This is a genomic window from Arthrobacter sp. S2(2024) (genome assembly GCF_036662515.1).
Lineage (GTDB): Bacteria > Actinomycetota > Actinomycetes > Actinomycetales > Micrococcaceae > Arthrobacter.
Genome location: NZ_JAYKZI010000014.1, coordinates 1 through 25072, shown reverse-complemented (window position 1 = coordinate 25072; position 25072 = coordinate 1). Strand labels below are relative to the sequence as shown.

The window sequence follows — 25072 nt, the reverse complement described above, 5'->3', positions numbered from 1 at the left end:
CTTTCCTGGGACCAGGTTTACGTGATTAGTCCTGTCCGGGCGGGGGCTCATTTGTTGGCCGCGTCCTGGGCAGACTTCATGAAATCGTCGGCCGACGAGTTGTTCAGGTACAGCTGCTGTCCGGCGTTGGCGAGGCCACCGGCAATCGCGATCCAGTTGTCCGGGTAGATGTGTGGCTCGCTGTGATCTTTGACGAAGTTACTGACGTCCAGCACGGTCTTGGCCGCAGGAGTGGTGAAGTAAGGGTCCTGGAACGTCGACGAGCGGGCGGGTACATCACCCCCGGTCGCCATGAGCGCCCCGGCCTTCGGGCTGGTCATGTATTGGATGAACTTCCAGGCCGCCTTGGCATGCTTGCTTCCGGCACCGATGCCAAGGGTCCAGCCGAACGTCGATCCCGTATCCGAGCCGTTTGAAGTTTTGGGCAGGGTGGCCGACTTGATGTCCGGGTTGGCCTTCTGCAGGGTCAAGAGGCGTTCCGTTCCGAGGGCAGACATGGCAACGGTGCCGTTTTGGAGGCCGTCAGCAACCGTCGAGTACTGGTCCCCCACAACGCTCGGTGGCATGCCTCCGGCCTTTTTGAGCTTCACGAGGAAATCCGCGAATTCTTTACCTTTTTCAGTGTTAAAGCTGGCTTTGCCGTCCTGATTGGAGATGGGCTGCCCCACCTCGCTCATGAAGCAATCGAAGAAGGTCGAGATGATCGCCGAGTTGTCGACCCCGGAGAACCCCGTCCCGAACCCGGTAAATCCCGCCTTCGCTGCCTTCCCAGCAACCTCGGCGACCTGGTCCCAGGTGGTGGGTACGGCAGCTCCGATCTGCTTGAGGATCTTGTCGTTGTAATAGAGCGTGCATGTGCGGTAGTCGTATGGGACGGCTACTTGCTTTCCGTCCTTGTCCGCCAGCTTGTCCACCGGGCGCAACCAGTCAGTGATCTGCTTGGCCTCCTCAGGAAGCGGCTGATAAACCTGCGCGGCAGCAATTTGGGGGACAACCGGGGCGAACATCTTCACGACATCCGGCGTCTGTCCCGCTGCTGCTGCCTGCGGAAGCCTGCTGATCATGTCTCCGAAGGACACGGTCGACAGCTGGACTGTGATGTTGGGATTTTCCTTGTGGAAGTTCTCGAGGTTTTGCTTCAGCGCCGCAGCCCTCGGGTTGTTCTGGCTGGGGTCCATGAAGTCCCAGTACGTCAACGTGACGGGACCGTCGTCGTTGTTTTTGCCGGAGTCGCCCGAACTGCCGGAGCAGCCGGTGAGCAGTGCCGCGGCAAGGGCAACAGCGGTCAAAGTACTTGCAGCTTTGATCATTTCGTCTCTCCTTTGAGATCGGTTGCATTTTCATCAGCGCGACTGAGATCGGTTGCTGAGATCGGTTGCACTAAACATAGGGTCGGGATCAGGGTCTGTCAAGGATTATTTAGCTCAGGTTTTGGAGTCCTTGGTTCCGGTCGCTGGCGAGGGGTCTATCGGTTTTGAGTTGCCGGCATCAGGGATCGCCGAAGTCCTTGTTGCTTTCAACGACGAGCTGTTTCAGCCGGGAAGGCATCCTCAAGCTCGCGCGGTCTGTTGATCATCAGGGCTCCCACGGTAAGCACGAGGAGCCAGGCTCCGAGCATGCCGAACGAGGGTAGCCAGTGGTCCCCTGGCTGATGCAGGAGACCAAAAAGGAATGGGCCGAGGCTTGCGAGGGTGTAGCCGACTCCCTGGGCGAACCCGGACAGTACCCCCGACCCGGTTTGTGTTCGTGCTCGCTTATTGATCATGGTAAACACGAAGGAGTATGCGCCCTGACCAAGCCCGGCGATGGCTACCCACACCGCGGCAGAAGTTATCGGAGCAAAGATGATGCCTCCATAGCCGACCGAGAACGTGACGACGAACAGGATTGCGATAGGTAGCGGGCGAGGCATCCTTGCCACAGCAAAAGGCACAACAAGGCCGACCGGCAGGCCGAGGATGGAATAGAGCGCCAACATGAACCCGGCGGTTCCCGGACTCATCCCTCTGTCTATAACAACCGGAAGCCATGTAAGGGCAGCAAACGTGTTGCTCGAGCAACCCGCGAAGATTAGTGCCGTACCCCAGCCAATCGATGATCTCCAGGGCTTGATCACGCTGGTGCGGGGCGGCGGTACTTCGCTGGTTGGCGGTTTCCTGACGCGGGCAGCCGTACGCCTGCCCGCAAGGACCGTCAGCCAGGGTACCGTTGCGGCGGCGCTGATTACCGCCCAGATACCGATGGAGAACCGCCAGCCATACATACCCGCCAAGGGTATGGCGGCTTGGGCGGCCACGGCGGTGCTGACGGCGAGGAGTGTCACGTGGAGGGCAGGGAGGATCCCGATTTTATCGGGGAAATACTTCATCAACAGCGGCGGAATCACCACATTTACCACCCCGATCCCCAGCATGGCGACACAGGTGAACACCAAAAAGGCGAGGGTAGTCGACCCCAGTGCGCGTCCGATCTGGCCGAGTGTTGTCAGCAGGATTGACACCAGCAGCAGGTGTTCGGGCTGGGTACGGCGGATCAGAGGGACAGCCAGGAAGCCCATCGCTGCGAAGCCGGCGGTCGGCAGCATACCAAGGATCCCGGTCGTCACGGCGTCGAGGGGTAGGTCACCGCTTATTGGACCAAGGAGTGGGGATACCGCCGAAACCGCCTGTCTGGCGCTGAACGCGACCAGCAGGATACCAACGAGAGGGGTGAGCCGGCCGCGCAGCGGTTGTCGTCCCGCTCCCCCGATTTTCGGGTTGCTCTGGTGGAGGCGGTTTGGAGCTATTTTGTGCCTCCCTATGCTCAGCGGCTTGTGGAGGCCGTGGTTTCAACAGTTCTCGGTGCAAGACCTAACCCGAGGGATGGGCGAGCTTGGTTGTTCAGCTTCCGTTCACTGCGTGGCTGGCCCATTCCCGGCCGGCTTGTTCCTCTGTCGGGAGCCCCGATGCGGCGAGGATCCGGTCGAGCAGGCGTTGGGTGTGGACAGCTTCACGGCCTGAGGTCAGCGGCTGCGCCCGGTCGGCGACCCGGTCGAGGAAATGGTGAACGGCGGCGGAAAATCCGAGAGTGTCCGTCGCAGTAGCCCAGCCATACGCCTCTGCGCTGAGTTCCCGGGATGTGGTGACGCCCTTGACTGTGGTCGAGACCGTTTCGGGCGCCCTGACCTCTACTGTCTTTCCGTCACCATAGGCATCCAACTTCTCGTTCCACGCTCCTGCTGTGCGGGCGGCCATCAGGACGCCCGTGTTCCCGGTGCTGAAGCGGATGGTTGCTGCGACGCCGTCTTCTTCCCAGGGGTCGTCACCAGCGGCGTGGGCGGCGACGTGCTCGGGTTCGCCGCCGCAGTACCAGCGGAGGAGATCGACCATATGGATGGCATTTTCGAATGTTGCACGGTATTCGGAGCCGGGGCGGTTTTTCTGGGCGACGCAGAAGGTGGCGCCTTTGGTACCGAAAACTTCCCGGCCGGCAGTGTAGACGGGAGCGTAGCGGCGGTTGAAGTCGACCATCAGTATGCGGCCGCGCTCGTCGGCGAGGTCTGCCAGACGTTCCGCCTCATCGGTTGCCGGAGCCAAGGGTTTTTCGCAGAACACGTCGACATCATGGCTCAGGCATAGCTGGACGGCGTGGGCGTGCTCGGAACGTGGCGTCAGCACGAAGACTGCATCCAGCTCCTGCGAATCCACCATGTCCTCCACGGTCTTGTAGGCGGCGCCGAATCCCCAGCGCCTGACCAGGCTGCTTGGGTCATCCCGGCGGGACACCAAGGCGGCCAATTCGACGTCGGCACGTTGCACGAGGGTGGGCAATTGGGCAATGGTGGCGATATTGCCCGCGCCGACAACTCCGACGCGTAGACGGTTGGTGTTCATCAGGCGTTCCTTACTTCAGTCAGGTCAGAGAGCATGGCGCGAAGGACGGCGGCGGATTCCCGGAATCCGTCCTCGGGCGCGGGGAGGTCTTGAGGATGCCAGCGGTACTCGAGCTCGATGCTCAGCACGTCGTCGTAGCCGTGCTGCAGCAACGCGGCGAGGATGTCGGACCATGGAACGACGCCGCCTCCGACCACGCGCGACCTGACAGCCCGTTCGGAAGCGTTGACCCGGGCCGTTTCCGTGGCGCGGAAGGCTGCGTTGGGATCCGTGAAGACCAGGTCCTTCACATGCACGTGACCGACCAGATCTCCTTGAACAGCAAAGGCCTGTTCGAACGTTTCGTCGTGCGTGAAGGTCAGGTTCGCCTGGTCATAGAGAACGCGGACCGCCGGATGGTCAATTTCCCGGACCAGGGCAGCGGTGGCCGCCGCGGTCTGGGTCATGGTGCCGAAGTGGTTTTCCACGCAGAGGCGAACGCCCGCCTGGCCAGCTTCGGGCGCCAGGGTCTCCAATGCTTCACGCAGTTTTGCCCAACGCGCCGTGTGGTCGTTGTCCCCAGGGTGCCAGGAACCGGCATAGACACGGACCCGGTCAGCGCCGAGCAGGTGTGCGGTTTCTATGGCGCCGCGAAATTCATCAACTGCTGTGCGCCATTCCGCGTCGTCCAGTGAGTTGATGGCGGTCGTGTAAGGCGTCAGACCTACGATGGGTATCCCTGCGGTATCGGCCGCCTTCATTGCCTCCACCGCAGCACGCCGGTCACCTAATGGCAACCCTGATTTGTAGTCATCCTGGTAGATGACTTCGGCTGCATCGAGCCCTGCGGCTCGGAAGAGATCAAGTGCTTGGGGAACCGTGTGGTCCGGGGTGCCTAGTGTGTGACCCGCTAGCCGCATTTGTTTATGTCCTTTCTGGAAGTGTTTGGAGGTGTTGCCCAGTCCGTGGGACCGACCAGCGGGGGCGGGGCTGCGACGCGGGATCGGTCCACGATTTCCATCAGCAATCCCCATGGGGTGATGAAGTAGGTCCAGCGGTTGCCGGCTACTCGGGGGCTGTCGCCGGCAACTTCCTTGCGTTCACCGAGCACCCGTACGCCAGGTGTTTCCTGCAGCACGGAGATGGCGTCGTCGACGTCGTCCACGACGAAGCACAGGTGGTGCCCACCGGCATCGCAATGTCTCGGTGGGGTCTCTCGCCGCTCAGCGCTGCTCCACTCGAAAAGTTCGATGTTGAGGTTCGGTGGCAGGCGGAGCATGGCAAGTGTCAGCTTGGCATCTGCAGGGACGTCGAAGTTTGTGGGCATGAATTCTTCGTCTGGCCCGCGTTCGGAGCGGTAGAGTTCCTCGGCTCCGAGAACTTCGACGAAGAACCGGATGCCTTCCTCAAGGTCCGGCACCGTCAGGCCGACGTGGTCTGTGTGCTGAAGGCCCGGCAGGCGCCGGAGCGTTGACTCCTGCGCCCTGGTCATTTGCGTGGTCCAGAGGTGGAGCGGCGGACCAGAAGCTCAGGTTCGAGGACGATGTGGTCCACGGAGCCATCCGCGTTCTGCTTCTCAGCCAGTTCAATGGCGATGTGTCCCATGTCGGCAATCGGCTGGCGAACCGTCGTCAAAGGAGGGTTAAACCGGGCGCCGAGAGCGAGACCGTCGAACCCGATAACCGACACGTCTTCCGGTACCCGTACTCCACGTTGGCCGAGCGCCGAAATGACCGCAAAGGCCACCATGTCATTGGCGGCGATGATTGCCGTTGGAGGATTGTCCATCTCCAGGTAATGTTCTGCCCCGCGCGTGCCCGCATCAAGATCCGACCCGCTGTCCAGCACGACAGGTGCGTTGCCGCTCTCGGCGGACAGCTCCAAATAGGCGTCCATCCGGTCCTGGGCGGTGTGCGTCCCGGCAATGCCGGATACGTAGCCAATCGAGGTGTGCCCTAACGCGTGCAGGTGGTCCAGTGCGAGCCTGATTCCCTGGCGACTGTCGACGGTGACTGTGGGAACGGAGTCGTCACCTTCCACGCGGTCGATCACCACGACTTTATGGCCGAAGTCGAAGCGTTTCATGGCCTCGGTATCGACCTTTGTCGATGGAGCCACAATTCCGAAGGGGGCGTACATGGCCTGCATGGCGGTGAAGTATCCATCGGTCTTGGCAGGGTCACCATTGGTGACGCAGAGCAGCAGCTGGTAGCCGCGCTCGTCCGCCGCCTGCGTCATCGTCTTGGCAAGTTCAGCGAAGAACGGGTTGGTGATGTCAGGGACGATCAGCGGGATGAACGTGCTGGTTTTCCGGCGAAGCGCCTGGGCGAGTGGACTCATCGTGTAGCCGAGTCCCTCGGCGACCCGAAGGATGTGCTCGCGTGTTTCGCTCTTCACCGCCTCGGGGCGTGAGAAAGCCCGGGAGACCGTTGACCTATGGACACCAGCAGCTTTTGCAACGACGTCGATACTCAAGTCAGACATGTTCTCTTCCTCCGTGCTGGTTGTCATAGGCCTGCCAAATGGGGCGCATGACGTCTTCGAGCTGGGCCAACGTAGTCAGGCCCAGGAATCCATCATCCAGCGTCCGGGCGACGCTCCGCACGAACGGAGCATAAAGTGGGTCGCTGTCCACATTGATCTTGTCGACCTCCGTGGTGCCGTCCAGTGCCGTGAACGTAGCTGTGCCGTCCGAATCAACGGATGCGAATCCTGCCTCACCGACCGAGGTAAAGCTGCAGTAGCGCTTAAGCGGCGACTCAGGGAATGCGTAGCCAACCTCAACGATGGCTTCGCGTCCCTCTGGCGTCGTGATGATCAGGCTGGCATGATCCTCAACACCCTCGTGGTGAAGAACCGATGAGAGCCGGGAGTCCACACCGGCCACGGTCTCACCCGTGCCCCTAAGGAACAGATCGACAAAATGTGGGCCCAGATTGGCCAGGCAACCCCCGCCAGCCTTGACAGGATCGAGCATCCAGGGATTGGCATTGTCGAGATACCGGGCTGGCGGGCCGGCAATGAACGAGGTTCGCTGGTAGGTGGGCCGGCCTGCCTTGGCAAGCCATTGCTCTGTGGGTCCACCGCGCTGGACCAGGGGGACGGTGGCAGGCACGCCGGCTGCCTCGGCGGCTTGACGCACGGCGGAAAGCTCGTCAAGGGAAGTGCCCAACGGCTTCTCCACAACGAACGGAATACCGCGCTCGATCAACGCAAGACACTTTTCGGCCATACCGTCATGGGGACCGAAGACATATGCGAGGCCGACGTCGGGGAGATCAACCAGCTTCCGCCAGTCGGCTTCAACCGGCGCCCCCCATCCTTCCGCCAGGTCCTGCACCTGGACGCGGGATACGTCGTCGTCACCGACTCCGATCACCTCGTGCTCTTCGGCAATGGCCGGCGCGCAAAGCGGAACATGCCAATGGGAAGCACCCAGAATGATTGTGCGTACGTGAGTCAACCGCAATACCCCCTTGTATGAGATCGGTTGCTGAGATCGGTTGCAATAACACTATGGATAGTGGGAAAGTTTGTCAACGACACTTCAACATTGCCCGGGCAATAGGAAACATCAACACGCCGGGGCGCAAGAAAGGCAAGCATGTACAAGAAACTTCGCACCCTGCAGACCATCGACGAATCCGGCGCCGTCCTGATCGTCCGCCTCCAGAACGCTGAAGTGGCAGAACGCGTGGCAGAAGCCGCCATCACCGGAGGCTTCCGAGCTCTTGAAATCACCCTCTCGATCCCAGGGGCGGTCGATGTGATCCGCAGGCTCGCCGCCAAGCACGGGCCCAACGGAGTAGCCATCGGCGCCGGAACGGTACTGGACGAGCACTCGGCCTACGAGTGCATCCGCGCCGGCGCTGACTTCCTGGTCAGCCCTCAACTGAACCCGGCAATGATCCGGACAGCGAACCGGTACCAGATACCCACCGTTAGCGGCGCCTACACGCCAACTGAGCTGGTCAACTCCGCCGAGGCGGGTGCCGACATCCTCAAGCTTTTCCCCACGGAAGCCGGAGGCATCCCCTACGTCAAATCCGTCCTCGCCCCACTCGCCCATCTGCCGATCATGCCGGCAGGCGGCGTGACCCTTGAGAACGTAGGCGAATGGTTTGCCGCCGGCGTCGCAGGTGTCGGCGTCGGCAGCTACGTGACTAAAGCATGGCTGCCGGATGGCGACTTCAACCGCGTCACCAAAGCCGCCAAGGAGTTCCTGTCAGCGGTGGCAGAGGCCCGCCGATGACCGCCCCCAGCGTCTTCATCGTCATTGGCCCGGCCGGCTCAGGTAAAACGACAGTTGCCCAGAAAACGGCAAGAGAGAACGATGCCGCTTACCTGGACAAGGACAGGGTATGCGGACGATTTGTCGAGTTCGCCCTGAAAGCAACAGGACACGACCCCACCGACCGGGAATCCAACGACTACTACCGCGACAACCTGCTGCCCCTCGAATACGACACTCTCATGGACGTGACTGGAGCGAACCTGCGCCTCGGCCGGTCGGTAGTGATCGATGCCCCATTCGGCGCCTACTTTCAGGTACCCGACTTCCTGACCCGCGCAGCAGAGAAATTTCACTGGCCACCTTCCCAGACCACAGTCGTGCGGGTAAGGGTTCCCCAGAATCTTCTGCGGGAACGGCTTACCCGCCGCGGCCTGGAACGAGACCAATGGAAACTCTCGCACTGGGACGAATACTGGTGCACCTACGGAAGCCTCGAATGCGCGTGGTCCGGGGTGGAGTACCTGGACTTCAACAACGAAACACCGCTCCCGGCAGATGCGTGACTGCCGGACCTGGCCATCTTTCACTTTGACCCGAGGTCCAAGAGCAGCCCTTCTCAGGTCTGATGCACTACTTTCTGTTCGGGAGGCCTGCTTCCAGAGCATAGATAGCGTCGCCGCCTGCTAGACGCCAGCGCGGCCCAGATTCGGAACGACCACTTCAACAAGACGTTGACAACCGACTTTCATCACTCGTAAGGTTATTGCAACCGATCTCAGCAACCGATCTCATTGGTCGTGCTGACGAGTTAGAGAGCCGCAGTAAAAGCAAATTTCGGGCAAGCATTAAGCGCCCTCACCCCATTACCCCTCCGCAGCAAATGTGAAAATATGGAGAGTTCAATGAAGACCTCAAAAGAAGCCGTCGGCAGGCCGGACCCTTCGGAGTATCCCGACGTGTCCAAGCGTCCTCGCCGCAACGTGAATATGGTGGCAGGAACGATTGGCCACTTCGTGGAGTGGTACGACTGGTACATTTACGGCCTGCTCGCGGCTGTGTTCTCGGGACAGATTTTTCCAGGCGATTCCCCGTTCGCATCCCTAGTCGCAGCACTGCTCACCTACGCAGTAGGTTTTGTTGTGCGCCCGCTCAGCGGAGTCATCGTCTCCCCACTGGCCGACCGTTTCGGCCGGCGGCGCATCCTGACGCTGTCCATCTCCGGAATGGCGGTCGGCGCCCTGATCATCGGCCTCACACCCTCGTTTGCGACCATCGGCTATGCCGCACCGATTCTTTTCCTGGTGGCACGCATCCTCCAGGGAATCTCGGCCGGCAGTGAGGCGCAGAGCGCCATCGCCTTCATGGTCGAACACGCCCCCGCGAACCGCAGGGGCCTGTTCGGTTCATTTTCCAATACGGCGAGCGGCCTGGCGACTCTCGCAGCTACCGGCGCCGCAGCAATGGTGACATCAGCCTTTGCCCCAGCGGACCTGGCCGCCTGGGGTTGGCGCGTCCCGTTCATCGCGGGCGGCATCCTCGGCGTCGTTGGCCTGATCTTGAGGGCACGGGCAGAAGAGACCCCCGAGTTTGAGGCAACGGCCCTTGTCGATCAAAAGTCCGCAGCGGCGCGCCTGATGGACCTGCTTCGCGAACATCCCAAGGCGCTGCTGCAGGCGGCTGCACTCTCTGCCCCGGCCGTGGCCTACTACACTTGGGCCACCTTCCTTCCCACCTACGCCAAACTGACCACCGGCCGGGACCTGGCATCCACGCTGACCGGGAATGTTATCGGGTTGGCCTTGCTCGTTGTCATCGTGCCGATCTGCGGTGCGCTGTCCGATCGGCTCGGCCGGCGCAAAATCTTCCCCATCGTCGGTGCCATCGGCATGATCGTTCTCTTCTACCCTCTCCTGCTCCTGCTCAACCAGCCCGGCTTTGGTGTCTACGTTCTGGTATCAGCCTCGGGATGGGTAGTTCTCGGTATCTGGCAGGCCGTCTACCCGACCATTCAGGCCGAGCTGTTTCCGGCGTCGGTACGTGTATCCGGGATCGGATTTGCACACCAGATCGTCATCGCCGTCTTCGGCGGCACAGCGCCACTGATCGCCGCTGCGTTCGTTGGCGCCGGACAGCCCATGCTTGTCGCGGTCTACATGATTGTCGTCGTCGCCCTGTGCCTCGTCGTTTACTTCACCCTGCCCGAGACCGGCAGCCGTACCGGCCGTGCCACTGTGGCGCTTGCTGACGCTGAGGTACTTGAAGGCGAGCACCTGCTGGTGGCTCCTTCGCATGCCACCGACGAGGCTAGGCGTTCCTAGTAGGCACGCTGGTACCAAGCCGCCGTAGCGGCTCGACCAGGCAAAAGGGGGGGCATGTCCCCCGGGTCTCGTCGAGCCGCCTGGCTCGCGCTTCCGATCGCTCGGCAGGGACCAAAATTCGTAGCGCGTCTATAAATAGGCGAAGAACAGAAGAGAGGATGCCTTCACTTGAACCAAATGATCGTTAACACATTTTCCTATCTATGGTCATCTACGGCGATTGATGCCATAGCTGAATTGGTCGACAGTGGGTACAGAACTTTTGAAGTTCCGATCAGCTCGCCACATTGCTGGCCGGATGAAATAACCGCCCCTGAGCGTTCGGCAACTCGCGCGAGGCTCGTTGAGTACGGCGCGACAATCAGGTCACTGAACGCCGGTGGATATGACATCAACTTGGCCAGCCCGGGCGCCAACATGCGTCGCAAAAGCATCGAGCACATCAAATCGGTGATTGACCTGGCTGCGGCCTGGGATGTCCCCGAAGTCGTGATATCCCCCGGCACAAGACGCCCCATGATTTCACCTTCACTCGAAAAGACCTACGGGTGGATGTACGAGAGTCTGGAGAATCTGATTCCACTGGCCAAGCAGGCCGGCACACGACTGCTCTTTGAAAACACTCCCTACTGCTTCACGCCTACCATCCAGGATCTGGCAGGCGTTGTAAGCACTATCAACGACGAAGCAGTGAAGATTGTGTACGACGTCGCCAACGCTGCCTACATAGGAGAAGACCCCGTAAACGGCTTGCTCTCCTACCACGAAGCAATTGGACTTGTGCATATTTCTGATACGGGCACCGGAACCTGGGGCCATGATCCAATCGGCACCGGAGTGATCGACTGGAATGGATTGGGCACAGCCGTATGGGAAACCTGCGGGCTCAATAACGTCGTCCTTGAAATCATTCGCGAAGAGAACCCCGTGCAGGAATTCAATAAGGCAATGCAGGATCTTAAGAATCAAGGCTGGGATCTGGGGTCTTAGCCCCTGGGTCGAGGTTGCGACGGGCTAGTCGACGTGTGTCTAAAGATAGTGAAATCAGTTTCCACTGCCACTTTTATGGGGTAGACGGATGGCTCTACAGCCCGTGGGCCCTCTTCAGTTAAGAATGACTTCATATGAAACCCAGGTAAAAGGAAATGTGTGCAATGAGAGCTTTGGTAAGTGGCGGAAGCACCGGCATAGGCGCGTCTACCTGCGTGAGAATCGCGGAGGCCGCTCTGGCCCGGGGTGTGCACCCGATGATTGCCGTATGTGGACACGAATCGAACAGCAGCCAAGAGCAGGTTGTTCGTTCAATCCAGTCCATGGGTGGTACCGCCATCGCACTGGCAGGTGATCTCGGGGATCCCGACGTGCCAAGTCAACTGGTAGAGGCTGCGGTAGCGGAGTTCGGTGGCCTGGATGCGTTGGTAGCAAACGCCGGAATCGCCAGCCCTGCTGCCATCTGTGACTTGTCCCTTGAGGACTGGGACAGCATGTTCTCCGTCAATCTCCGCGGCCCGTGGCTTCTTGCCAAAGCAAGTTACCCGCACTTGAAGGACAGCAACGGCGCCGCCTGTTTCACCTCCTCCATGTCCGGCCAACAACCCCATGCTGGATCAGGTGCTTACAGCCCCAGCAAGGCTGCGTTGACGATGTTGGCGCAGACACTCGCGTTGGAATGGGCCCCTGACGGAATCCGCGTCAATGTGGTCTCCCCGGGCATGACTCACACCCGGATGACCGAAAAAATGTATGAAGATCCCCAAATCAAGAAGGCAAGGGAAGATATTATCCCGCTGGGAAGAATAGGCGATCCCATGGACATTGCGAACGTGATCGAATTTCTTGTGAGCCCGCTATCTGGTTATGTCACCGGCCAAGACATTTGTGTCGACGGTGGCTTCTCCAAATCTATCCTCAGCCATATTCCTGGACGACCCAGTTCCAAATCCTGAAGCCGAACTGTGCCGGCACCCCCGAAAGTGGCCCAGGGCGTGTCTCCTAAAGCGGCTAGCCAGATGCTGACTGCTCGGAGAACCGCTCCTCCGCGATACGTGAGTGCGAGTTTGTCGTAGCGAGTGGCCAAGCCCTGCCATTGCTTGAAGGTATTACTGCCTGGGTCGAAGAAGTTATGGTGGCCGGGCAGGTGCGACGACAGGGGGTAGGGCAGGCCTTGATGACTGAGGCCGAGTTGTGGGGGCGGGAGCAAGGCGCTGCCTATGTCTCTCTAGCGAGCCGGCGTGCGCTGGCTTATGAGGACGCCGCGACCTTCTTCAAGAAGCCCCTTTGATTCCGGCATCATCGAATAGTCGGCACAACTCGGTCATCGATAGACCCTGACACTCGTGTGGCCGAGGCGTGAGTACTTCACCGAAGTTCCTCGTATCTTCCGGTCAGGACCGGGTCCCGGCAGTTAGCGCCGAGACCGCATTGAGCTGTTCTTGGGTGAGCTCGACATCTGCTGCGGCGGCGTTGGCGCGGAGCTCGTCGGCGGTCTCGGCTCCAACGATCACCGATGCCACGGCCGGGCGCGACAACAGCCAGGCCAGCGAGACCTGCTGCATCCCCAGTCCCCACCCGCGGGCCAGTTGGTCGAGTTGGCGGGCGATGGCGATCTCGGCGTCGGGGTATCCGGGCCCGCCGTAGCGCTTGCCTCCGGCGATCGGCCGGTCCAGGACCGACAGGTCGGCAAGGAGACCGCCGTGCAGCGGCGCATAGGGAATGATCGACAGACCGAACCTCACGCACGCGGCGGCGAGCTCCTTTTCGGCGCTGCGGTCCAGGAGGCTGTACATCACCTGCGCAGCCACGGGGGCGGAGACCAGCCGGCGGTCATCGGCGATCCACAGGGCCTCGGTCATCAGCCAGGCCGGGTGGTTGGACAAAGCGACATACCGCAGCTTCCCCTGCCGGATCAGATCGTCGTAGACGGCAAGGGTCTGCTCCAGGGGCGTGTTCGGATCAGGGAAATGCGCGTAATAGAGGTCGATGCGGTCAGTGCGCAGCCGGCGCAGGCTTTGCTCGACCTGCTGGATGATGTACCGGCGCGAGAGACCGGCATCCGGATCGAACCTCCGCTCCCCCGACTTCGTCGCCAGCACCACCTCATCCCGCCGGCCGGCCAGGGAGCGGCCGAGGATCTCCTCGGCGGACGCCCGCTCTGCCGCCGGCGGAGCGCCGGGCCGGTCGAACGTCGAGGTCGAGCCGTAGACATCAGCGGTGTCAAAGAAGTTGATGCCCAGATCCAGAGCCGCTCCCACGACGCTATCGGCTTCGTGTGCGCTCGGTGCCACACCGAAAGTCGCCGTGCCCACGCAGATGCGGGACACGCGCACGCCGGTCGGTCCGAGAACGGAGTACTTCATCTAAAGGATTCCCATCTGCGAGTCTCGGGACTGGGCTGGCGCGTGCGGCGTTCCGTCAGGAGGTCCCGTGCGCTACGAGCCGTGTCGAACTTAAACCATAACCGACTGGTTATATTTCGGCAATGGTCGTGAGAAAGTAGTGACATGCCAGAAGCCGCAGAGACCAGAACACGGGGCCCCTACCGCACAGGCGTCCGCCGACGCGAGCAGCTCATCGGCATCGCGATGGACGTCTTCGGCGAACACGGCTTCGCCGGCGGATCCCTCCGCACGATTGCCGAGCAGGCCGGCGTCAACCACGCAACCCTGATCCAGCATTTCGGCAGCAAGGAAGGCCTGCTCACGGCCGTGCTGGAGGAATGGGACCGACGGACCGTGGAGAACGGCCTCATCGATGTCAGTGGATTGGACTACTTCCGGCGGTTGCCAGAGGTCATGGCCGCCCACCGGGACAACCGCGGCCTGCTCGAACTGTTCACCACTATCGCGGCCGAAGCCTCCAGTCCGGCCCACCCGGGCCACGCGTTCATCACCCAGCGCTACACCTCGAACCTGGCAACCCTCGCCGGGCATTTGCAGGAAGCGGTCGAAGCTGGCGACATTGTTCACCTCTCCCCCGCGCAGATTGAGATTGAAGTGCGGTTATTCACTGCCGTGATGGACGGCATGGGCCTGCAATGGCTCCTCGACCCCGAAACCGACATACACGCCAGCGTCACAACCTATGTCGAACGCGCCGTTGCCGCCTGGGGAGGCCGGTAGCGCCCCTCTGTCCGATTCGGAGGGCACAACCAGAGGATCGAAGATTGAGAGGAAGACACTCCCGGCAATCCGCGCCGTCCTTTTTCCGAACGGTCCCTCGCGGCCAGTCCGAGGACTCGGTGCACCGGTCCCGTTGCAGGGGTGGGCCCTCGTTGCGCGGAGCGAACGCTGCGATTTAGCCCTTGCGGCCCATCGCCTCGTATAAGGCCTCCTACGTCGGTTGTTCAAACATGCCGGAGCGGGTTGCCGGGTCAGGCGATCTGGATCCGTTCGTCGCCGAGTTCAACCTCGACACGAAGCCGCCCACCGAGAGCTTCGACGTATTTCCGCAGCATATCGACCTGGGCCCGGTCAATGTCACCGTGCTCGATGCGGGACACCCTGTTCTGGCTCACGCGCAGACGCGCAGCCACCTCGACCTGCGTCAGGTCCGATGCCTCACGGAGCTCCCGAAGCCAGAAGGCCCGGACTTCATCGAACAGGTGCTTCTTGTGCCCTTCCACGGCAACGCGGTCAACAGGTCGCTTGGCCAAAATCTCTTCGACTGTCTTTGCCATTACGATCCTCCTTTCGGAATCCTCAGATGATCGGACCCATCGGCCCAGCCGCTGTCCGGATATCAGACCGACACCCAAACTTGACGGAGGTCCGGTACCAGACAGTCAAAATGGAAGGGTCCGCAACCACGACACCGCGACCCACGCGTTACCGATGATCTTCTCCTCGAATCTCGCCGCACAACAGATCTTGGGCGCAAAAATTGAAGGACTACAACTTTTGAAGTGCCAATGCGATGGCAATTTCGATGGTCTCAACCTAATCGAAGAAACATCTTGTAGCTTCTTCAGAATTCACGTAACGTGGGTCACATGGAACAGGCCACCAAGACACGAGGGCGTTACGCCAAGACCGCGGAGCGGCGCGCGGCCGTCGCCCGGGCCGCGCTGGAGATCATCCGCAGGAAGGGGCACAAGGCCCTCACCACCGCGGAGGTCGCGTCGGCGGCGGGCATGAGCGAGACCGCGCTGATGTACCACTTCCCGACCCGCGACCACGTCCTGGTCGCGGCCATGGAGCTCGCCGACGAGGAGATCGGCTCGCGCATGACGGCCGAGTCCGTGGCGGCCGAGCTGGTCTCCGGTGACTGGGATCCCGCGGGAACGGCGCGCCTGGTGCTCACGGAGGGGAACACCGTCCGCCTCCTCCTCGCGCTAGGGGCAGATGCCCCGGACCCGGAGCACCCGGCGCACCAGTACATGAAGAAGCACAACGAGAGCGCCATCCTCGCCTTCGCTGCGGCCGTGAAGCGGCGCCAGGCCGAAGGGCGCGCACGTCCTGGGCTCGACGCGATGGGTACGGGACGGCAGATGATGGCGCTCTGGAGCGGCCTGCGGGCGCAGTGGCTTGTGGACCCCTCGTTCGATTTCGCCAACGAAGTCGCAGCGACCTTCCGCGCCCTCACGGGCGAAGCAGCCATGGACACGAAGAAGAAAATCGAAGATCTCATCGCGACGATCTGAACAACGCACCGCACCACCTGTTCCCCGTGTCGCGGAAATGGACCCGCGATCAACTGCAACGACGCAAAGGAATCACTATGACCGCTGAAGACCGGTTCGCCGGAAAGACCATCATCGTCACCGGGGCCGGCTCCGGCATCGGACGGGCCACCGCCGTCCGGCTCGCCGAAGAGGGTGCCCGGCTCATCGTTTCCGATGTGGTCTCCGGTCGGCTCGAAGACCTCAAGACATCAGTCGCCGGAGCGGACGTCAGGACCGTAGTCGGCGACGTCTCCGACAGCCGAACGGTCGACGCGATCGCCGATGCCTGCGAAGGCCGTCTCGACGGGCTGGCGAACATCGCGGGGATCATGGATGGCTTCCTTCCTGTCGGCGAGCTTGACGACGAGACGTGGGAGCGCGTGATGCGCGTCAACGTCACGGCCCCGATGCGCCTGACGCGGGCCGCCCTGCCGCTCCTCATCGAGTCAGGAAGCGGTTCGATTGTGAACGTCGCCTCTGAAGCCGCCCTCCGCGGTTCCGCCGCAGGTGCCGCTTACACGGCATCGAAGCATGCGGTCATCGGACTGACCAAGAGCACGGCGTTCATGTACGGCCCCCAGGGCGTGCGGGCCAATGCCGTGGCGCCGGGTGCGGTTGCCACGAACATCGAAGCGGCGGTCCGCAGCGAATTCGCAGCCGGCCGGATCTTCCCTGTGATGCAGGCCATCGGCTCCCCCGTCGCGGAGGCGGAGAGGCTCGCCGCAGCAATCACCTGGCTGTTGAGCGAGGACTCACTCAACATCAATGGAGCCATCCTGCCCAGCGACGGCGGTTGGTCAGCCGCCTAGCCGGGCAATCAGCCCGGACTTAGTTTGAAACGATCCAAAGTGCGTCCGCCCGCGGCTGCACCCTATCCACAGCTTCCGAAACCACGAATCCAGAACCACGAATCCACGGCCGCGCCGCGGAGAAAGAGATGACAATGAACAACTTCCCGCCCGGCTTCCTTTGGGGCGCCTCGACCGCACCTCACCAGATCGAGGGCAATAACATCAACAGCGACTGGTGGCTCCAGGAGCAGACCGTCCCCGGCATGGAGCCCAGCGGCGACGCCATCGACAGTTACCACCGGTACGCCGAGGACATGGAGCTGCTCGCCGATGCGGGCCTGACCGCGTACCGTTTCGGCATCGAATGGGCCCGGATCGAGCCGCTCCCTGGCCGTTTCTCCCGCGCCGAGCTCGCCCACTACCGCCGGATGATCGACACCGCCCTCGGACTCGGGCTCACCCCGGTCGTGACCCTGAACCATTTCACCACCCCGCAGTGGTTCGCCGACGAGGGAGGATGGCTCGGCGAGAGGGCGATCGAACGGTTCGCCTCCTATGTCACCGAGGCCACCACGATCCTGGACGGCGTCCCCTGGGTCGTGACGATGAACGAACCGAACATGCTCGCCATGATGGCGACCATGCGCCGGATGATGACGGCCGCCCCCGACGCCCAGCAGGATTGGCAGAGTCCTACGGTGGATCAGGATCCCCGGCCCCAGCTTTCCCCGCCGGATACGCAGATCGGCGCCCGCCTGGTCGAGGCGCACCGGGCCGCCCGCGACATCGTCCGCGCCCGCACGGACGCCAAGGTCGGTTGGACGATCGCGAACCGGGCGTTCGTCGCACGCCCCGGAGCCGAAGAGAAGAAACGGGAACTTGAATACGTCTGGGAGGACCTCTACCTCCACGGATCAGCCGGCGATGACTTCGTGGGCGTCCAGTCGTACTCCAGCCAATGGGTCAACGAAGACGGCATCGAACCGCACCCGGCCAGCCCGGAAAACACCCTGGTCGGTACCGCGTACCGTCCGGACGCGATCGGCATCGCGATCCGCCACACCGCCGAAGTCACCGGCGGGATCCCGATACTCATCACCGAGAACGGCATCGCCACGGCCGATGATGAACGCCGCATCGCCTACACCGGCGAAGCGCTCCAGCACGTGTCCGAGGCCATCGCGGACGGCATCGATGTCCGCGGATACCTGCACTGGACGCTTCTGGACAACTACGAGTGGGGCCACTGGGAGCCCACCTTCGGACTCGTGAGCGTCGACCGGCAGACGTTCGTCCGCACCCCCAAGCCGAGCCTCGCCTGGCTCGGATCCGTCGCCCGGGCCGGCGCGCTCAGCGCCCTCGCCCACTGACCCTCAAGGAGTTCTTCGATGCTGAAGCCCCTGGCAACCGCCACCCGTGAACTCGTCAACCTCGACGGCCTGTGGCTGTTCGGCCTCGACGGCACGCTCGGCCCGGAGCCGTGGAAGTCACGGCTCGAAACCCGATTGGAAGCGGCCGTCCCCGCCAGCTACAACGACCTGTTCGCCGAGCAGAAGATCCGCGACCATGTCGGCCTGGTCTGGTACCAACGCACGGTCCGCGTCCCCCGCGGCTGGTCGGACCAGCGCATTGTGCTCCGTTTCGACGCCGCAACCCACGCCGCTGCCGTCTACGTCGATGACACCCTGGTTGCGGAGCACGTCGGCGGATACACGCCCTTCGAAGCGGACCTGACCGGGCTCATTGCCCCCGGGACGGAATTCCGCCTCACCGTCGCCGTCGACAACCGGCTCACCAACATCACCATCCCGCCCGGGAAGCTGACCGTCGGCGCCGACGGGCAGGAAAGGCAGACGTACTTCCACGACTTCTACAACTACGCCGGCCTTGCCCGCTCCGTCTGGCTCTACAGCACCCCCCGGTCGCACCTCACCGATATAACGGTGACCACGGACGTCGTCGACGGCGGCACCGGGCTGGTGAGCTACCGACTGGCTACCAGCGAACCGGCCCCCGCGAGTATGCGGCTCATCGACGAGACAGGGAACACGGTCGCCACAGGCGAAGGACACTCCGGCACGCTCCGGGTCGAGGACGCCGTGCTGTGGAGGCCGGGAGCAGCATACCTCTACCGCCTGGAGGTCGAGATCCATGACGGGTGGCACGTCGTCGACGCCTACGAACTCCCCGTCGGGATCCGCACGGTCGCCGTCCAGGGCGAACAGTTCCTCATCAACGGCGAGCCGTTCTACTTCACCGGCTTCGGCAAGCACGAGGACACCGCCATCCGCGGCAAGGGACACGACAACGCCTACCTCGTCCACGACTTCCGCCTCCTTGACTGGACCGGCGCAAACTCTTTCCGCACCTCCCACTACCCCTACGCCGAGGAAGTCATCGAGTTCGCGGACCGGCACGGGATCGTGGTCATCGACGAGACCGCCGCCGTCGGACTCAACCTCGCCGTGGAGGCCGGACTGACGGGACAGCCGCCCCGGCCCACGTTCTCCCCGGAGACAATCAACGACCAGACCCAGGCCGCGCACGCCCAGCATCTACGTGAGCTCATCGACCGGGACAAGAACCACCCCAGCGTCGTCATGTGGTGCGTCGCCAACGAACCCTCCTCCAACGAGGACGGGGCAAGGGAATACTTCGAACCGCTCATCAAGCTCACCCGGGAGCTCGACCCGACGCGGCCGGTGACCACGACGGCGGTCATCTTCGCCACGAGCGAGAACGACCGCCTCGCGGACCTCGTCGACGTCATCTCCCTCAACCGCTACTACGGCTGGTATGTCGCCACCGGCGATCTCGAGACCGCCGAGAAGCTCCTCGAGGCCGATCTGCGCGGCTGGGCCGCGAAGCACGGCAAGCCCATCATGATGAGCGAATACGGCGCCGACACCATCGCCGGCCTCCACTCCGTCCTGGACACCCCGTGGACCGAGGAATTCCAAGCAGGCTTCCTCGCCATGAACCACCGCGTCTTTGACCGGATCCCCTCATTCGTCGGAGAACACGTCTGGAACTTCGCCGACTTCGGCACCGGCCCCGCGATCCACCGTGTGGACGGGAACAAGAAGGGCATCTTCACCCGGGACCGCAGGCCCAAGACCGCCGCGTTCGCACTCCGCGAGCGATGGACGGGACTCCACGGCCGCAAGCCAGGGACAATCACCGCACAAAACGGGCAGCACCAAACCGCGGCACCTGATTTCACCCAGGAACCGGCGCTGTACATGCCCGCAGGCGCCCAGCGCTCATAGCAGCCACAAGCTCACCGTGGGGGCGGCATCGCCGCCGCCCCCACCCCACCAGTCACCAATCCCTGCCGCAGCAAAAAAATACGTCGCGCACATCGTACCCAGACAAAGGAGTCATCATGGTCAAGCCCAGCTACGGGGACCTACCACCCAAAGAAGCGGAATCCGCGGTCCTCACGGACGCAGGTTCCAGGCAAGGACCCCCCGCCGGTATCCCCGACATCGAGGCGCCGGCGCTGAAGAAGGCCAGTGCCAGCTACCTGACGCTGATATCGTTGGCGAATTTCGGCGTCGCGATGGCGTTCATCGTCCCGATGTCCTACTCACTTGCCGTCCGCATCTCCCAGCTCGCCCCAGGCCACGAAGAGCTGCTCGGCTACGTCACCGGAACGGCACAGTTCATCTCCATCGCCGCCAGTCCCCTCGTCGGCGTCTGGAGCGACCGTTTTCGCTCCCGCCTCGGCCGCCGCACCCCTTTCATGATCGGCGGAGCCCTCCTCGGCATCCTCGGACTCCTCGGCATCTCCCTGGCACCCAGCGTGCTCCTCATCGGCCTCGGCTGGGTCTTCGGACTCTTCGGCTGGGCGGCCGCGGGCCAGGCCATCTTGAACCTGCAGGCCGACCGGATTCCCGAGGAACAGCGAGGCAAGATTTCGGCATTCAGCGGGCTGTCGGCCCAAATCGCCCCCGTCCTCGGAATCGGCATCGCCTACGCCGTCTCCTCCAGCACCCTGCTCGTCTTCCTTGTCCCCGGCCTCGTGGGTCTTGCACTGGTGGCTCTCTTCTCGCTCGTCAAACGCGAAGGCAGCTCCGTGGGCCTCGTCCACAACAGCACCGTCACCGTCAAGGCCCTCCTGACCAGCTACACCTTCAGCCCCCGCAAGCACCCGGACTTCGGCTGGAACTGGCTGGGCCGCTTCATCTTCTTCATGGGCCTTTACTTCAACACCACCTTCGGCAGCTTCTTCTACGCCCAGCGCCTGGGCCTTCCCATCAAGGAAGTTGCCGGAACCGTCGCCCTGATCGGCATGCTCGGCATCGTCGCCGCCACCGCAGGCGCCCTCACCGGCGGGTTCCTCTCCGACAAGCTCCGTCGACGCAGGCTGTTCGCTTTTCTCGGCGGCCTGCTCTTCCTCGCCGGCGGCATCACCGAAGCCTACGCCCATTCCTTCGTCACCCTGCTCGTCGGCGCACTCATCATGCAGTGCGCGATCGCCCTCTTCAGCGCGGTGGACCAAGCCATCATCTTCGCCGTACTACCGGACCGGGCACAGGCCGGACGCTACCTCGCCGTCGTCGGATTCGCACAACGGATCCCCAGCGCAATAGCACCCCTCCTGGCGCCCTTCATCATCGTCCTGGGGGCGGCCGGGGCCGAGAAGAACTACACCGCCCTCTACCTCACCGGCGCCGCGCTGGCTCTCTTGGGAAGCCTCATCATCTTCCTGAAGATCAAATCCGTGCGCTGAGCAACGACCTGCCACCCCAAAATGCCAACCGACAAGAGAGCTGAAACACCCATGGGCAACACGCTCATCACCCCGCCGGACCTGGCGCCGGCCCCCGCCGGAACAGCGCTCGTCAAATGGACGGCCGCCTGGATCTCGCCGGCCGAGTCCGAAGAAGCCGCCGGCCAGGACGAGCGCGGGGCCTACATCCTCCGCAGGTCATTCGACCTTCCCGCCCGCCCCGCCGCAGCCACGCTCTACGCAACCGCCCTTGGCGTCTACGAGGTGTTCCTCAACGGCATCCGGGTGGGAGACATCGAACTGGCACCCGGTTCCACCAGCTACGACGAAACCCTGTACGCCCAGAAATATGACGTCGCGGACCTCCTCATCCCCGGCGGCAACCGGATCGACGTCGTCCTCTCCGACGGCTGGTTCCGCGGCAGGAACAGCGGCGCCCAGCGCCGGAACGTCTGGGGCAACACCACCGCCGCCCTCGCCCAACTCGAAATCGACCTCGGATCCGGTGCGGGAATGACCCTGGGGACCGACCGGGACTGGATCACCCTGCCCAGCCCCATCGTGCGGGCGGACCTCATGACGGGTCAGACCACTGACTTCCGCATCGATCCGGACCGCGCCGAACCCGGCCCGGTCCGGGTCGGCGTCGTCACGCCACCTACCCCTTCCCGGTCACCGGCCCCGCCCGTGCGCCGCGTCGAGGAACGCAGGCCGGCGGCCCTGACCCGGCTTCGGGACGGGGTCTCGATCCTCGACGCCGGCCAAAACCTCTCCGGATGGGTCAGGCTCACCAGCTTGGGGCCCGAAGGAACGGAGACGGTGCTCGAGTTCGGCGAGCACCTCGACGCCGGCGGCGACCTGACGACCACCCACCTGGACATGAAAACACCACAAGGCGGGCTGCTCGAATTCCGCCAGACCGACCGCGTCATCGCCGGAAACAGTCCCGGCGTCTTCGAACCTCGGCACACAGTCCACGGCTTCCGCTATGTCCGAGTGTCGCACCCTGGACGCGAGCTCTCCAGCGATGACTTCACGGTCGTCGTCGTCCACTCGGACCTAGAACGCCGCGGGTGGTTCACGTGCAGCGACCCGGACCTGGAACGACTCCACGAAGCCGCACTTTGGAGCTTCCGCGGCAACATCGTGGACGTCCCCACCGACTGCCCCACCCGCGAACGCTCAGGATGGACCGGCGACTACCAGGTCTTCGCTCCTACTGCCGCCATGCTTTATGACGTCCACGGCTTCTCCCGCAAATGGCTCCAGTCCGTGCGCGATGACCAGTGCGAGGACGGGCTCCCCGCAGCCTTCTCCCCCGACTCGGCACGGATCAGGCACCATCCCGGCAACCCCTCGCGCGTCATGGGCGGATCCGCCGGCTGGGGCGATGCCACAGTGCTCGTCCCCTGGGCCATCTACGAAGCGTATGGGGATACGGAGCTTCTGGTGGAGAGTTGGGACTCAATGCGCCGCTGGGTCGACTACGCGCTCCACCTCGCCAAGACGGCCCGCCACCCGTCCCGGATCGCCCGCTCGGAGACACCGCTCCCCCACGAGCAATACATCTGGGATGCCCCCTTCCACTACGGAGAATGGCTCGAGCCCAAACGCCGCCGGGCAGACGGGTCCCTCATCGACCCCATGGCCGAAAATCCCTACGCCTACATGAGCGCGGACCGTGGCGAGGTCGGCACCGCCTTCCTGTACCGCACCACCAAGACACTCAGCCGGATCGCCGGAATTCTTGGCCGGGATGAAGCAGCAGACGACTATGGCAGCATCGCGGACGCGGTGAGGGAGGCGTGGCAGAACGAGTTCCTCACCGACGCCGGGCACACCCGGGAGGACACCCAGGCAGGCTACGTCCGGGCCCTGGCCTTCGGCCTCATCCCCGAACCCCTCAGGGAAGCGGCCACCGAACGCCTGGTCCAGCTCATCCACGACGCCGACGACAGACTCGGCACCGGATTCCTCTCCAGCGGCCTGCTGCTCCCCGTCCTCGCAGCGAACGGGCACGCCGACCTCGCCTACCGACTTCTGCTCCGGCGCGGGACACCCTCCTGGCTCGGCATGCTCGAACGCGGCGCCACCACCGTCTGGGAAGACTGGGAAGGCGTCGACGAGCATGGTGTCGCGCACGAATCGCTCAACCACTACAGCAAGGGAGCCGTCATCCGCTTCCTCCACGAATACCTTGTAGGCCTCAGGCAAGCCCCCGGCTCAGCCGGGTGGGAACGCTTCGACATCGAACCCCACCCCGGCGGAGGCATCACCTCGGCCAGCTTCCGCTTCATCTCCCCCCAAGGCCGCATCCAGGTCGCGTGGGAGATCGCAAACGAGGAGTTCCGCATCGATTTCACCGTACCCGAGAGAACCTCAGCGCAGCTCACCCTGCCAGACGGCAGAAGCACGCCCTACCCTCCCGGAACACACTTCGCATTCTGCCCCGCTCCGATTCTCCAAAGGAGCCATTCCTGAAGACGAGGGCAGGGAGATGATCAAGAGATTTCTCGAACGGTGCGTACCGATTCCGTGCACTAAGCCTGTCTCCCTACTGCTTCAATGCTCTTATCTCGAGGCTCGGATTTATCACCTCCCGGCGGAGTTTGGACAACAGGCACTATCGCAATGGAGCTGTTCAAGGGGAGGCCGGTCAAAATGGGGGGTCATCAAGCGGCATCACACGGTTCCGAAGTTAGAGCCCGCCCGCGCATTGAGGCTCACGAAGCCCCGTTCGCTGGTCGAGGCGTCAAAGCTTGATCGGATACGCGTCGCCCTGTGCACCTGCAGCAGGGCCTCGTTCACCACTGGCACCAAGGCCCGGGCGAAAGGTGTCAGCTCAAAGACCCGGCCTCTGCGGACCAACAACTCATCGTCGAAGCGCGGCGCAGCCTGGCCATTGCAGCGTTACCGGCGCCAACCTCATGGTGGACGGCGGCTGGTCCGCTGTCCTGCCCGGTTGACGCCTGCACAGGCGGCCGATCATGCGTTCGCCATAGTCCCTCCGCAGGCTCGCCCCGAGCCCGGGGGACCGCATCCTCTCGATCGGGATGGGGTCCCTGGTGCCGATACGGCTGCGCGGGTAGCCCGGAGGTTTCATCACCTAACGTGCCTTTGACGGAGTGGCCGGGGCTAAGGGGCAAGCAAGACGCCACCTACGCGGGGGATCTGCCGTCCTGAAGCAATTAGAACTCCTCTTTGGTACGTGGAATCCAGCCAGGCATTATGTTCGGGGAGGGCCTCGACAATGTCGTCGAAATCGGTGACATAGCTAACGATGACTATAAAAATGTTCAAACCTCCTTTATCGGACTCTTATTGGCAAAAGCGCATCTCGTCAGCCGGCAGCAGGGTCTATGCCCCGTCCCACCCGCATCCTAGGAATTGGCTGGTTCGAAGCGGTGTAGTTTTTCCACAGACTGGTGCTCCTCGCCCGCTTCCATGAGCAGCTGATGAAAGCCACTTCGAAGGCGCTGAATGC

General features: G+C 62.9%; 23 protein-coding genes. 13 read left to right on the top strand and 10 right to left on the bottom strand.

Annotated elements, in window-relative coordinates; genetic code table 11:
• Window positions 1–47: 47 nt before the first annotated feature.
• The 7 genes from VLA65_RS19000 to VLA65_RS18970 all read right to left on the bottom strand — a co-directional run bounded on the left by VLA65_RS19000 (window position 48) and on the right by VLA65_RS18970 (window position 7314).
• Window positions 48–1310, bottom strand: a complete 1263-nt coding sequence (locus tag VLA65_RS19000; protein WP_332603387.1) for an ABC transporter substrate-binding protein — start codon at window positions 1308–1310, stop codon at window positions 48–50.
• A 206-nt stretch (window positions 1311–1516) separates the two neighbouring features.
• Complete coding sequence (locus VLA65_RS18995; RefSeq protein WP_332603430.1) at window positions 1517–2689, bottom strand: MFS transporter; 1173 nt, start codon at window positions 2687–2689, stop codon at window positions 1517–1519.
• A 190-nt stretch (window positions 2690–2879) separates the two neighbouring features.
• Entirely contained in the window at window positions 2880–3872 is a 993-nt protein-coding gene (locus VLA65_RS18990; RefSeq protein WP_332603386.1) for a Gfo/Idh/MocA family protein, read from the bottom strand.
• Window positions 3872–4771 carry a sugar phosphate isomerase/epimerase family protein gene (locus VLA65_RS18985; RefSeq protein WP_332603385.1) on the bottom strand — a complete coding sequence of 300 codons (900 nt, stop codon included), beginning with the start codon at window positions 4769–4771 and terminating at the stop codon, window positions 3872–3874. The genes VLA65_RS18990 and VLA65_RS18985 overlap by 1 nt, the downstream gene beginning before the upstream one ends.
• Window positions 4762–5343 carry a VOC family protein gene (locus VLA65_RS18980; RefSeq protein ID WP_332603384.1) on the bottom strand — a complete coding sequence of 194 codons (582 nt, stop codon included), beginning with the start codon at window positions 5341–5343 and terminating at the stop codon, window positions 4762–4764. Before VLA65_RS18980 ends, VLA65_RS18985 begins: the two co-directional genes overlap by 10 nt.
• Window positions 5340–6335 (bottom strand): LacI family DNA-binding transcriptional regulator, encoded by a 996-nt coding sequence (locus VLA65_RS18975; protein ID WP_059389053.1) that lies wholly within the window; start codon window positions 6333–6335, stop codon window positions 5340–5342. Before VLA65_RS18975 ends, VLA65_RS18980 begins: the two co-directional genes overlap by 4 nt.
• Window positions 6328–7314 (bottom strand): Gfo/Idh/MocA family protein, encoded by a 987-nt coding sequence (locus VLA65_RS18970; RefSeq protein WP_332603383.1) that lies wholly within the window; start codon window positions 7312–7314, stop codon window positions 6328–6330. The genes VLA65_RS18975 and VLA65_RS18970 overlap by 8 nt, the downstream gene beginning before the upstream one ends.
• 141 nt (window positions 7315–7455) lie before the next feature.
• Between VLA65_RS18970 and VLA65_RS18965 the strand changes: the two genes are divergently transcribed.
• The 6 genes from VLA65_RS18965 (at window position 7456) to VLA65_RS18935 (ending at window position 12684) form a co-directional block, all read left to right on the top strand.
• Entirely contained in the window at window positions 7456–8103 is a 648-nt protein-coding gene (locus tag VLA65_RS18965; RefSeq protein ID WP_284991681.1) for a bifunctional 4-hydroxy-2-oxoglutarate aldolase/2-dehydro-3-deoxy-phosphogluconate aldolase, read from the top strand.
• Complete coding sequence (locus tag VLA65_RS18960; RefSeq protein WP_284991680.1) at window positions 8100–8648, top strand: AAA family ATPase; 549 nt, start codon at window positions 8100–8102, stop codon at window positions 8646–8648. The genes VLA65_RS18965 and VLA65_RS18960 overlap by 4 nt, the downstream gene beginning before the upstream one ends.
• Before the next feature lie 339 nt (window positions 8649–8987).
• Window positions 8988–10403 carry an MFS transporter gene (locus VLA65_RS18955; RefSeq protein WP_284991679.1) on the top strand — a complete coding sequence of 472 codons (1416 nt, stop codon included), beginning with the start codon at window positions 8988–8990 and terminating at the stop codon, window positions 10401–10403.
• Between the two features lie 177 nt (window positions 10404–10580).
• The gene (locus tag VLA65_RS18950; RefSeq protein WP_332603429.1) at window positions 10581–11393 is read left to right on the top strand and encodes a sugar phosphate isomerase/epimerase family protein; all 813 of its coding nucleotides are present in this window, start codon (window positions 10581–10583) and stop codon (window positions 11391–11393) included.
• A gap of 164 nt (window positions 11394–11557) precedes the next feature.
• On the top strand, window positions 11558–12349 hold the full coding sequence (locus VLA65_RS18945; RefSeq protein WP_332603382.1) for an SDR family NAD(P)-dependent oxidoreductase: 792 nt from the start codon (window positions 11558–11560) through the stop codon (window positions 12347–12349).
• 95 nt (window positions 12350–12444) lie between these two features.
• On the top strand, window positions 12445–12684 hold the full coding sequence (locus VLA65_RS18935) for a GNAT family N-acetyltransferase (protein WP_442880336.1): 240 nt from the start codon (window positions 12445–12447) through the stop codon (window positions 12682–12684).
• Window positions 12685–12787: 103 nt separating this feature from the next.
• Here the strand turns inward: VLA65_RS18935 and VLA65_RS18930 are convergent, their stop codons facing one another.
• Window positions 12788–13759 carry an aldo/keto reductase gene (locus VLA65_RS18930; RefSeq protein WP_307053346.1) on the bottom strand — a complete coding sequence of 324 codons (972 nt, stop codon included), beginning with the start codon at window positions 13757–13759 and terminating at the stop codon, window positions 12788–12790.
• 144 nt (window positions 13760–13903) lie between these two features.
• Here VLA65_RS18930 and VLA65_RS18925 point away from each other — a divergent pair, with 144 nt between their 5' ends.
• Window positions 13904–14521 carry a TetR/AcrR family transcriptional regulator gene (locus tag VLA65_RS18925; protein ID WP_332603380.1) on the top strand — a complete coding sequence of 206 codons (618 nt, stop codon included), beginning with the start codon at window positions 13904–13906 and terminating at the stop codon, window positions 14519–14521.
• A gap of 251 nt (window positions 14522–14772) precedes the next feature.
• Here VLA65_RS18925 and VLA65_RS18920 read toward each other — a convergent pair whose 3' ends face one another.
• Complete coding sequence (locus VLA65_RS18920) at window positions 14773–15078, bottom strand: helix-turn-helix domain-containing protein (protein ID WP_332603379.1); 306 nt, start codon at window positions 15076–15078, stop codon at window positions 14773–14775.
• A gap of 312 nt (window positions 15079–15390) precedes the next feature.
• On the opposite strand from VLA65_RS18920, the gene VLA65_RS18915 reads away from it, so the two are divergent.
• The 6 genes from VLA65_RS18915 to VLA65_RS18890 all read left to right on the top strand — a co-directional run bounded on the left by VLA65_RS18915 (window position 15391) and on the right by VLA65_RS18890 (window position 24069).
• Window positions 15391–16041, top strand: coding sequence for a TetR/AcrR family transcriptional regulator (locus VLA65_RS18915; protein WP_332603428.1), 651 nt, complete (start codon window positions 15391–15393; stop codon window positions 16039–16041).
• Window positions 16042–16118: 77 nt separating this feature from the next.
• Window positions 16119–16871, top strand: coding sequence for an SDR family NAD(P)-dependent oxidoreductase (locus tag VLA65_RS18910; protein ID WP_332603378.1), 753 nt, complete (start codon window positions 16119–16121; stop codon window positions 16869–16871).
• 134 nt (window positions 16872–17005) lie between these two features.
• Window positions 17006–18223, top strand: coding sequence for a glycoside hydrolase family 1 protein (locus VLA65_RS18905; protein WP_332603377.1), 1218 nt, complete (start codon window positions 17006–17008; stop codon window positions 18221–18223).
• Window positions 18224–18241: 18 nt separating this feature from the next.
• Complete coding sequence (gene uidA, locus VLA65_RS18900) at window positions 18242–20122, top strand: beta-glucuronidase (RefSeq protein WP_332603376.1); 1881 nt, start codon at window positions 18242–18244, stop codon at window positions 20120–20122.
• 116 nt (window positions 20123–20238) lie between these two features.
• Window positions 20239–21588: an MFS transporter gene (locus VLA65_RS18895; protein ID WP_332603375.1), complete on the top strand. Its 1350-nt coding sequence runs from the start codon at window positions 20239–20241 to the stop codon at window positions 21586–21588.
• Between the two features lie 51 nt (window positions 21589–21639).
• Window positions 21640–24069, top strand: coding sequence for an alpha-L-rhamnosidase (locus tag VLA65_RS18890; RefSeq protein WP_332603374.1), 2430 nt, complete (start codon window positions 21640–21642; stop codon window positions 24067–24069).
• 654 nt (window positions 24070–24723) lie between these two features.
• On the opposite strand, the gene VLA65_RS18885 is transcribed toward VLA65_RS18890, so the two are convergent.
• Complete coding sequence (locus VLA65_RS18885; RefSeq protein WP_332603373.1) at window positions 24724–24888, bottom strand: YciI family protein; 165 nt, start codon at window positions 24886–24888, stop codon at window positions 24724–24726.
• Between the last annotated feature and the right edge of the window lie 184 nt (window positions 24889–25072).

Excerpts from the sequence above, each read along its gene's own strand:
- VLA65_RS19000 (WP_332603387.1), bottom strand. The coding sequence starts at position 1,310 with ATGATCAAAGCTGCAAGTACTTTGACCGCTGTTGCCCTTGCCGCGGCA.
- VLA65_RS18990 (WP_332603386.1), bottom strand. The coding sequence starts at position 3,872 with ATGAACACCAACCGTCTACGCGTCGGAGTTGTCGGCGCGGGCAATATC.
- VLA65_RS18985 (WP_332603385.1), bottom strand. The coding sequence starts at position 4,771 with ATGCGGCTAGCGGGTCACACACTAGGCACCCCGGACCACACGGTTCCC.
- VLA65_RS18980 (WP_332603384.1), bottom strand. The coding sequence starts at position 5,343 with ATGACCAGGGCGCAGGAGTCAACGCTCCGGCGCCTGCCGGGCCTTCAG.
- VLA65_RS18975 (WP_059389053.1), bottom strand. The coding sequence starts at position 6,335 with ATGTCTGACTTGAGTATCGACGTCGTTGCAAAAGCTGCTGGTGTCCAT.
- VLA65_RS18965 (WP_284991681.1), top strand. The coding sequence starts at position 7,456 with ATGTACAAGAAACTTCGCACCCTGCAGACCATCGACGAATCCGGCGCC.
- VLA65_RS18960 (WP_284991680.1), top strand. The coding sequence starts at position 8,100 with ATGACCGCCCCCAGCGTCTTCATCGTCATTGGCCCGGCCGGCTCAGGT.
- VLA65_RS18955 (WP_284991679.1), top strand. The coding sequence starts at position 8,988 with ATGAAGACCTCAAAAGAAGCCGTCGGCAGGCCGGACCCTTCGGAGTAT.
- VLA65_RS18950 (WP_332603429.1), top strand. The coding sequence starts at position 10,581 with ATGATCGTTAACACATTTTCCTATCTATGGTCATCTACGGCGATTGAT.
- VLA65_RS18945 (WP_332603382.1), top strand. The coding sequence starts at position 11,558 with ATGAGAGCTTTGGTAAGTGGCGGAAGCACCGGCATAGGCGCGTCTACC.
- VLA65_RS18930 (WP_307053346.1), bottom strand. The coding sequence starts at position 13,759 with ATGAAGTACTCCGTTCTCGGACCGACCGGCGTGCGCGTGTCCCGCATC.
- VLA65_RS18925 (WP_332603380.1), top strand. The coding sequence starts at position 13,904 with ATGCCAGAAGCCGCAGAGACCAGAACACGGGGCCCCTACCGCACAGGC.
- VLA65_RS18920 (WP_332603379.1), bottom strand. The coding sequence starts at position 15,078 with ATGGCAAAGACAGTCGAAGAGATTTTGGCCAAGCGACCTGTTGACCGC.
- VLA65_RS18915 (WP_332603428.1), top strand. The coding sequence starts at position 15,391 with ATGGAACAGGCCACCAAGACACGAGGGCGTTACGCCAAGACCGCGGAG.
- VLA65_RS18910 (WP_332603378.1), top strand. The coding sequence starts at position 16,119 with ATGACCGCTGAAGACCGGTTCGCCGGAAAGACCATCATCGTCACCGGG.
- VLA65_RS18905 (WP_332603377.1), top strand. The coding sequence starts at position 17,006 with ATGAACAACTTCCCGCCCGGCTTCCTTTGGGGCGCCTCGACCGCACCT.
- uidA (WP_332603376.1), top strand. The coding sequence starts at position 18,242 with ATGCTGAAGCCCCTGGCAACCGCCACCCGTGAACTCGTCAACCTCGAC.
- VLA65_RS18895 (WP_332603375.1), top strand. The coding sequence starts at position 20,239 with ATGGTCAAGCCCAGCTACGGGGACCTACCACCCAAAGAAGCGGAATCC.
- VLA65_RS18890 (WP_332603374.1), top strand. The coding sequence starts at position 21,640 with ATGGGCAACACGCTCATCACCCCGCCGGACCTGGCGCCGGCCCCCGCC.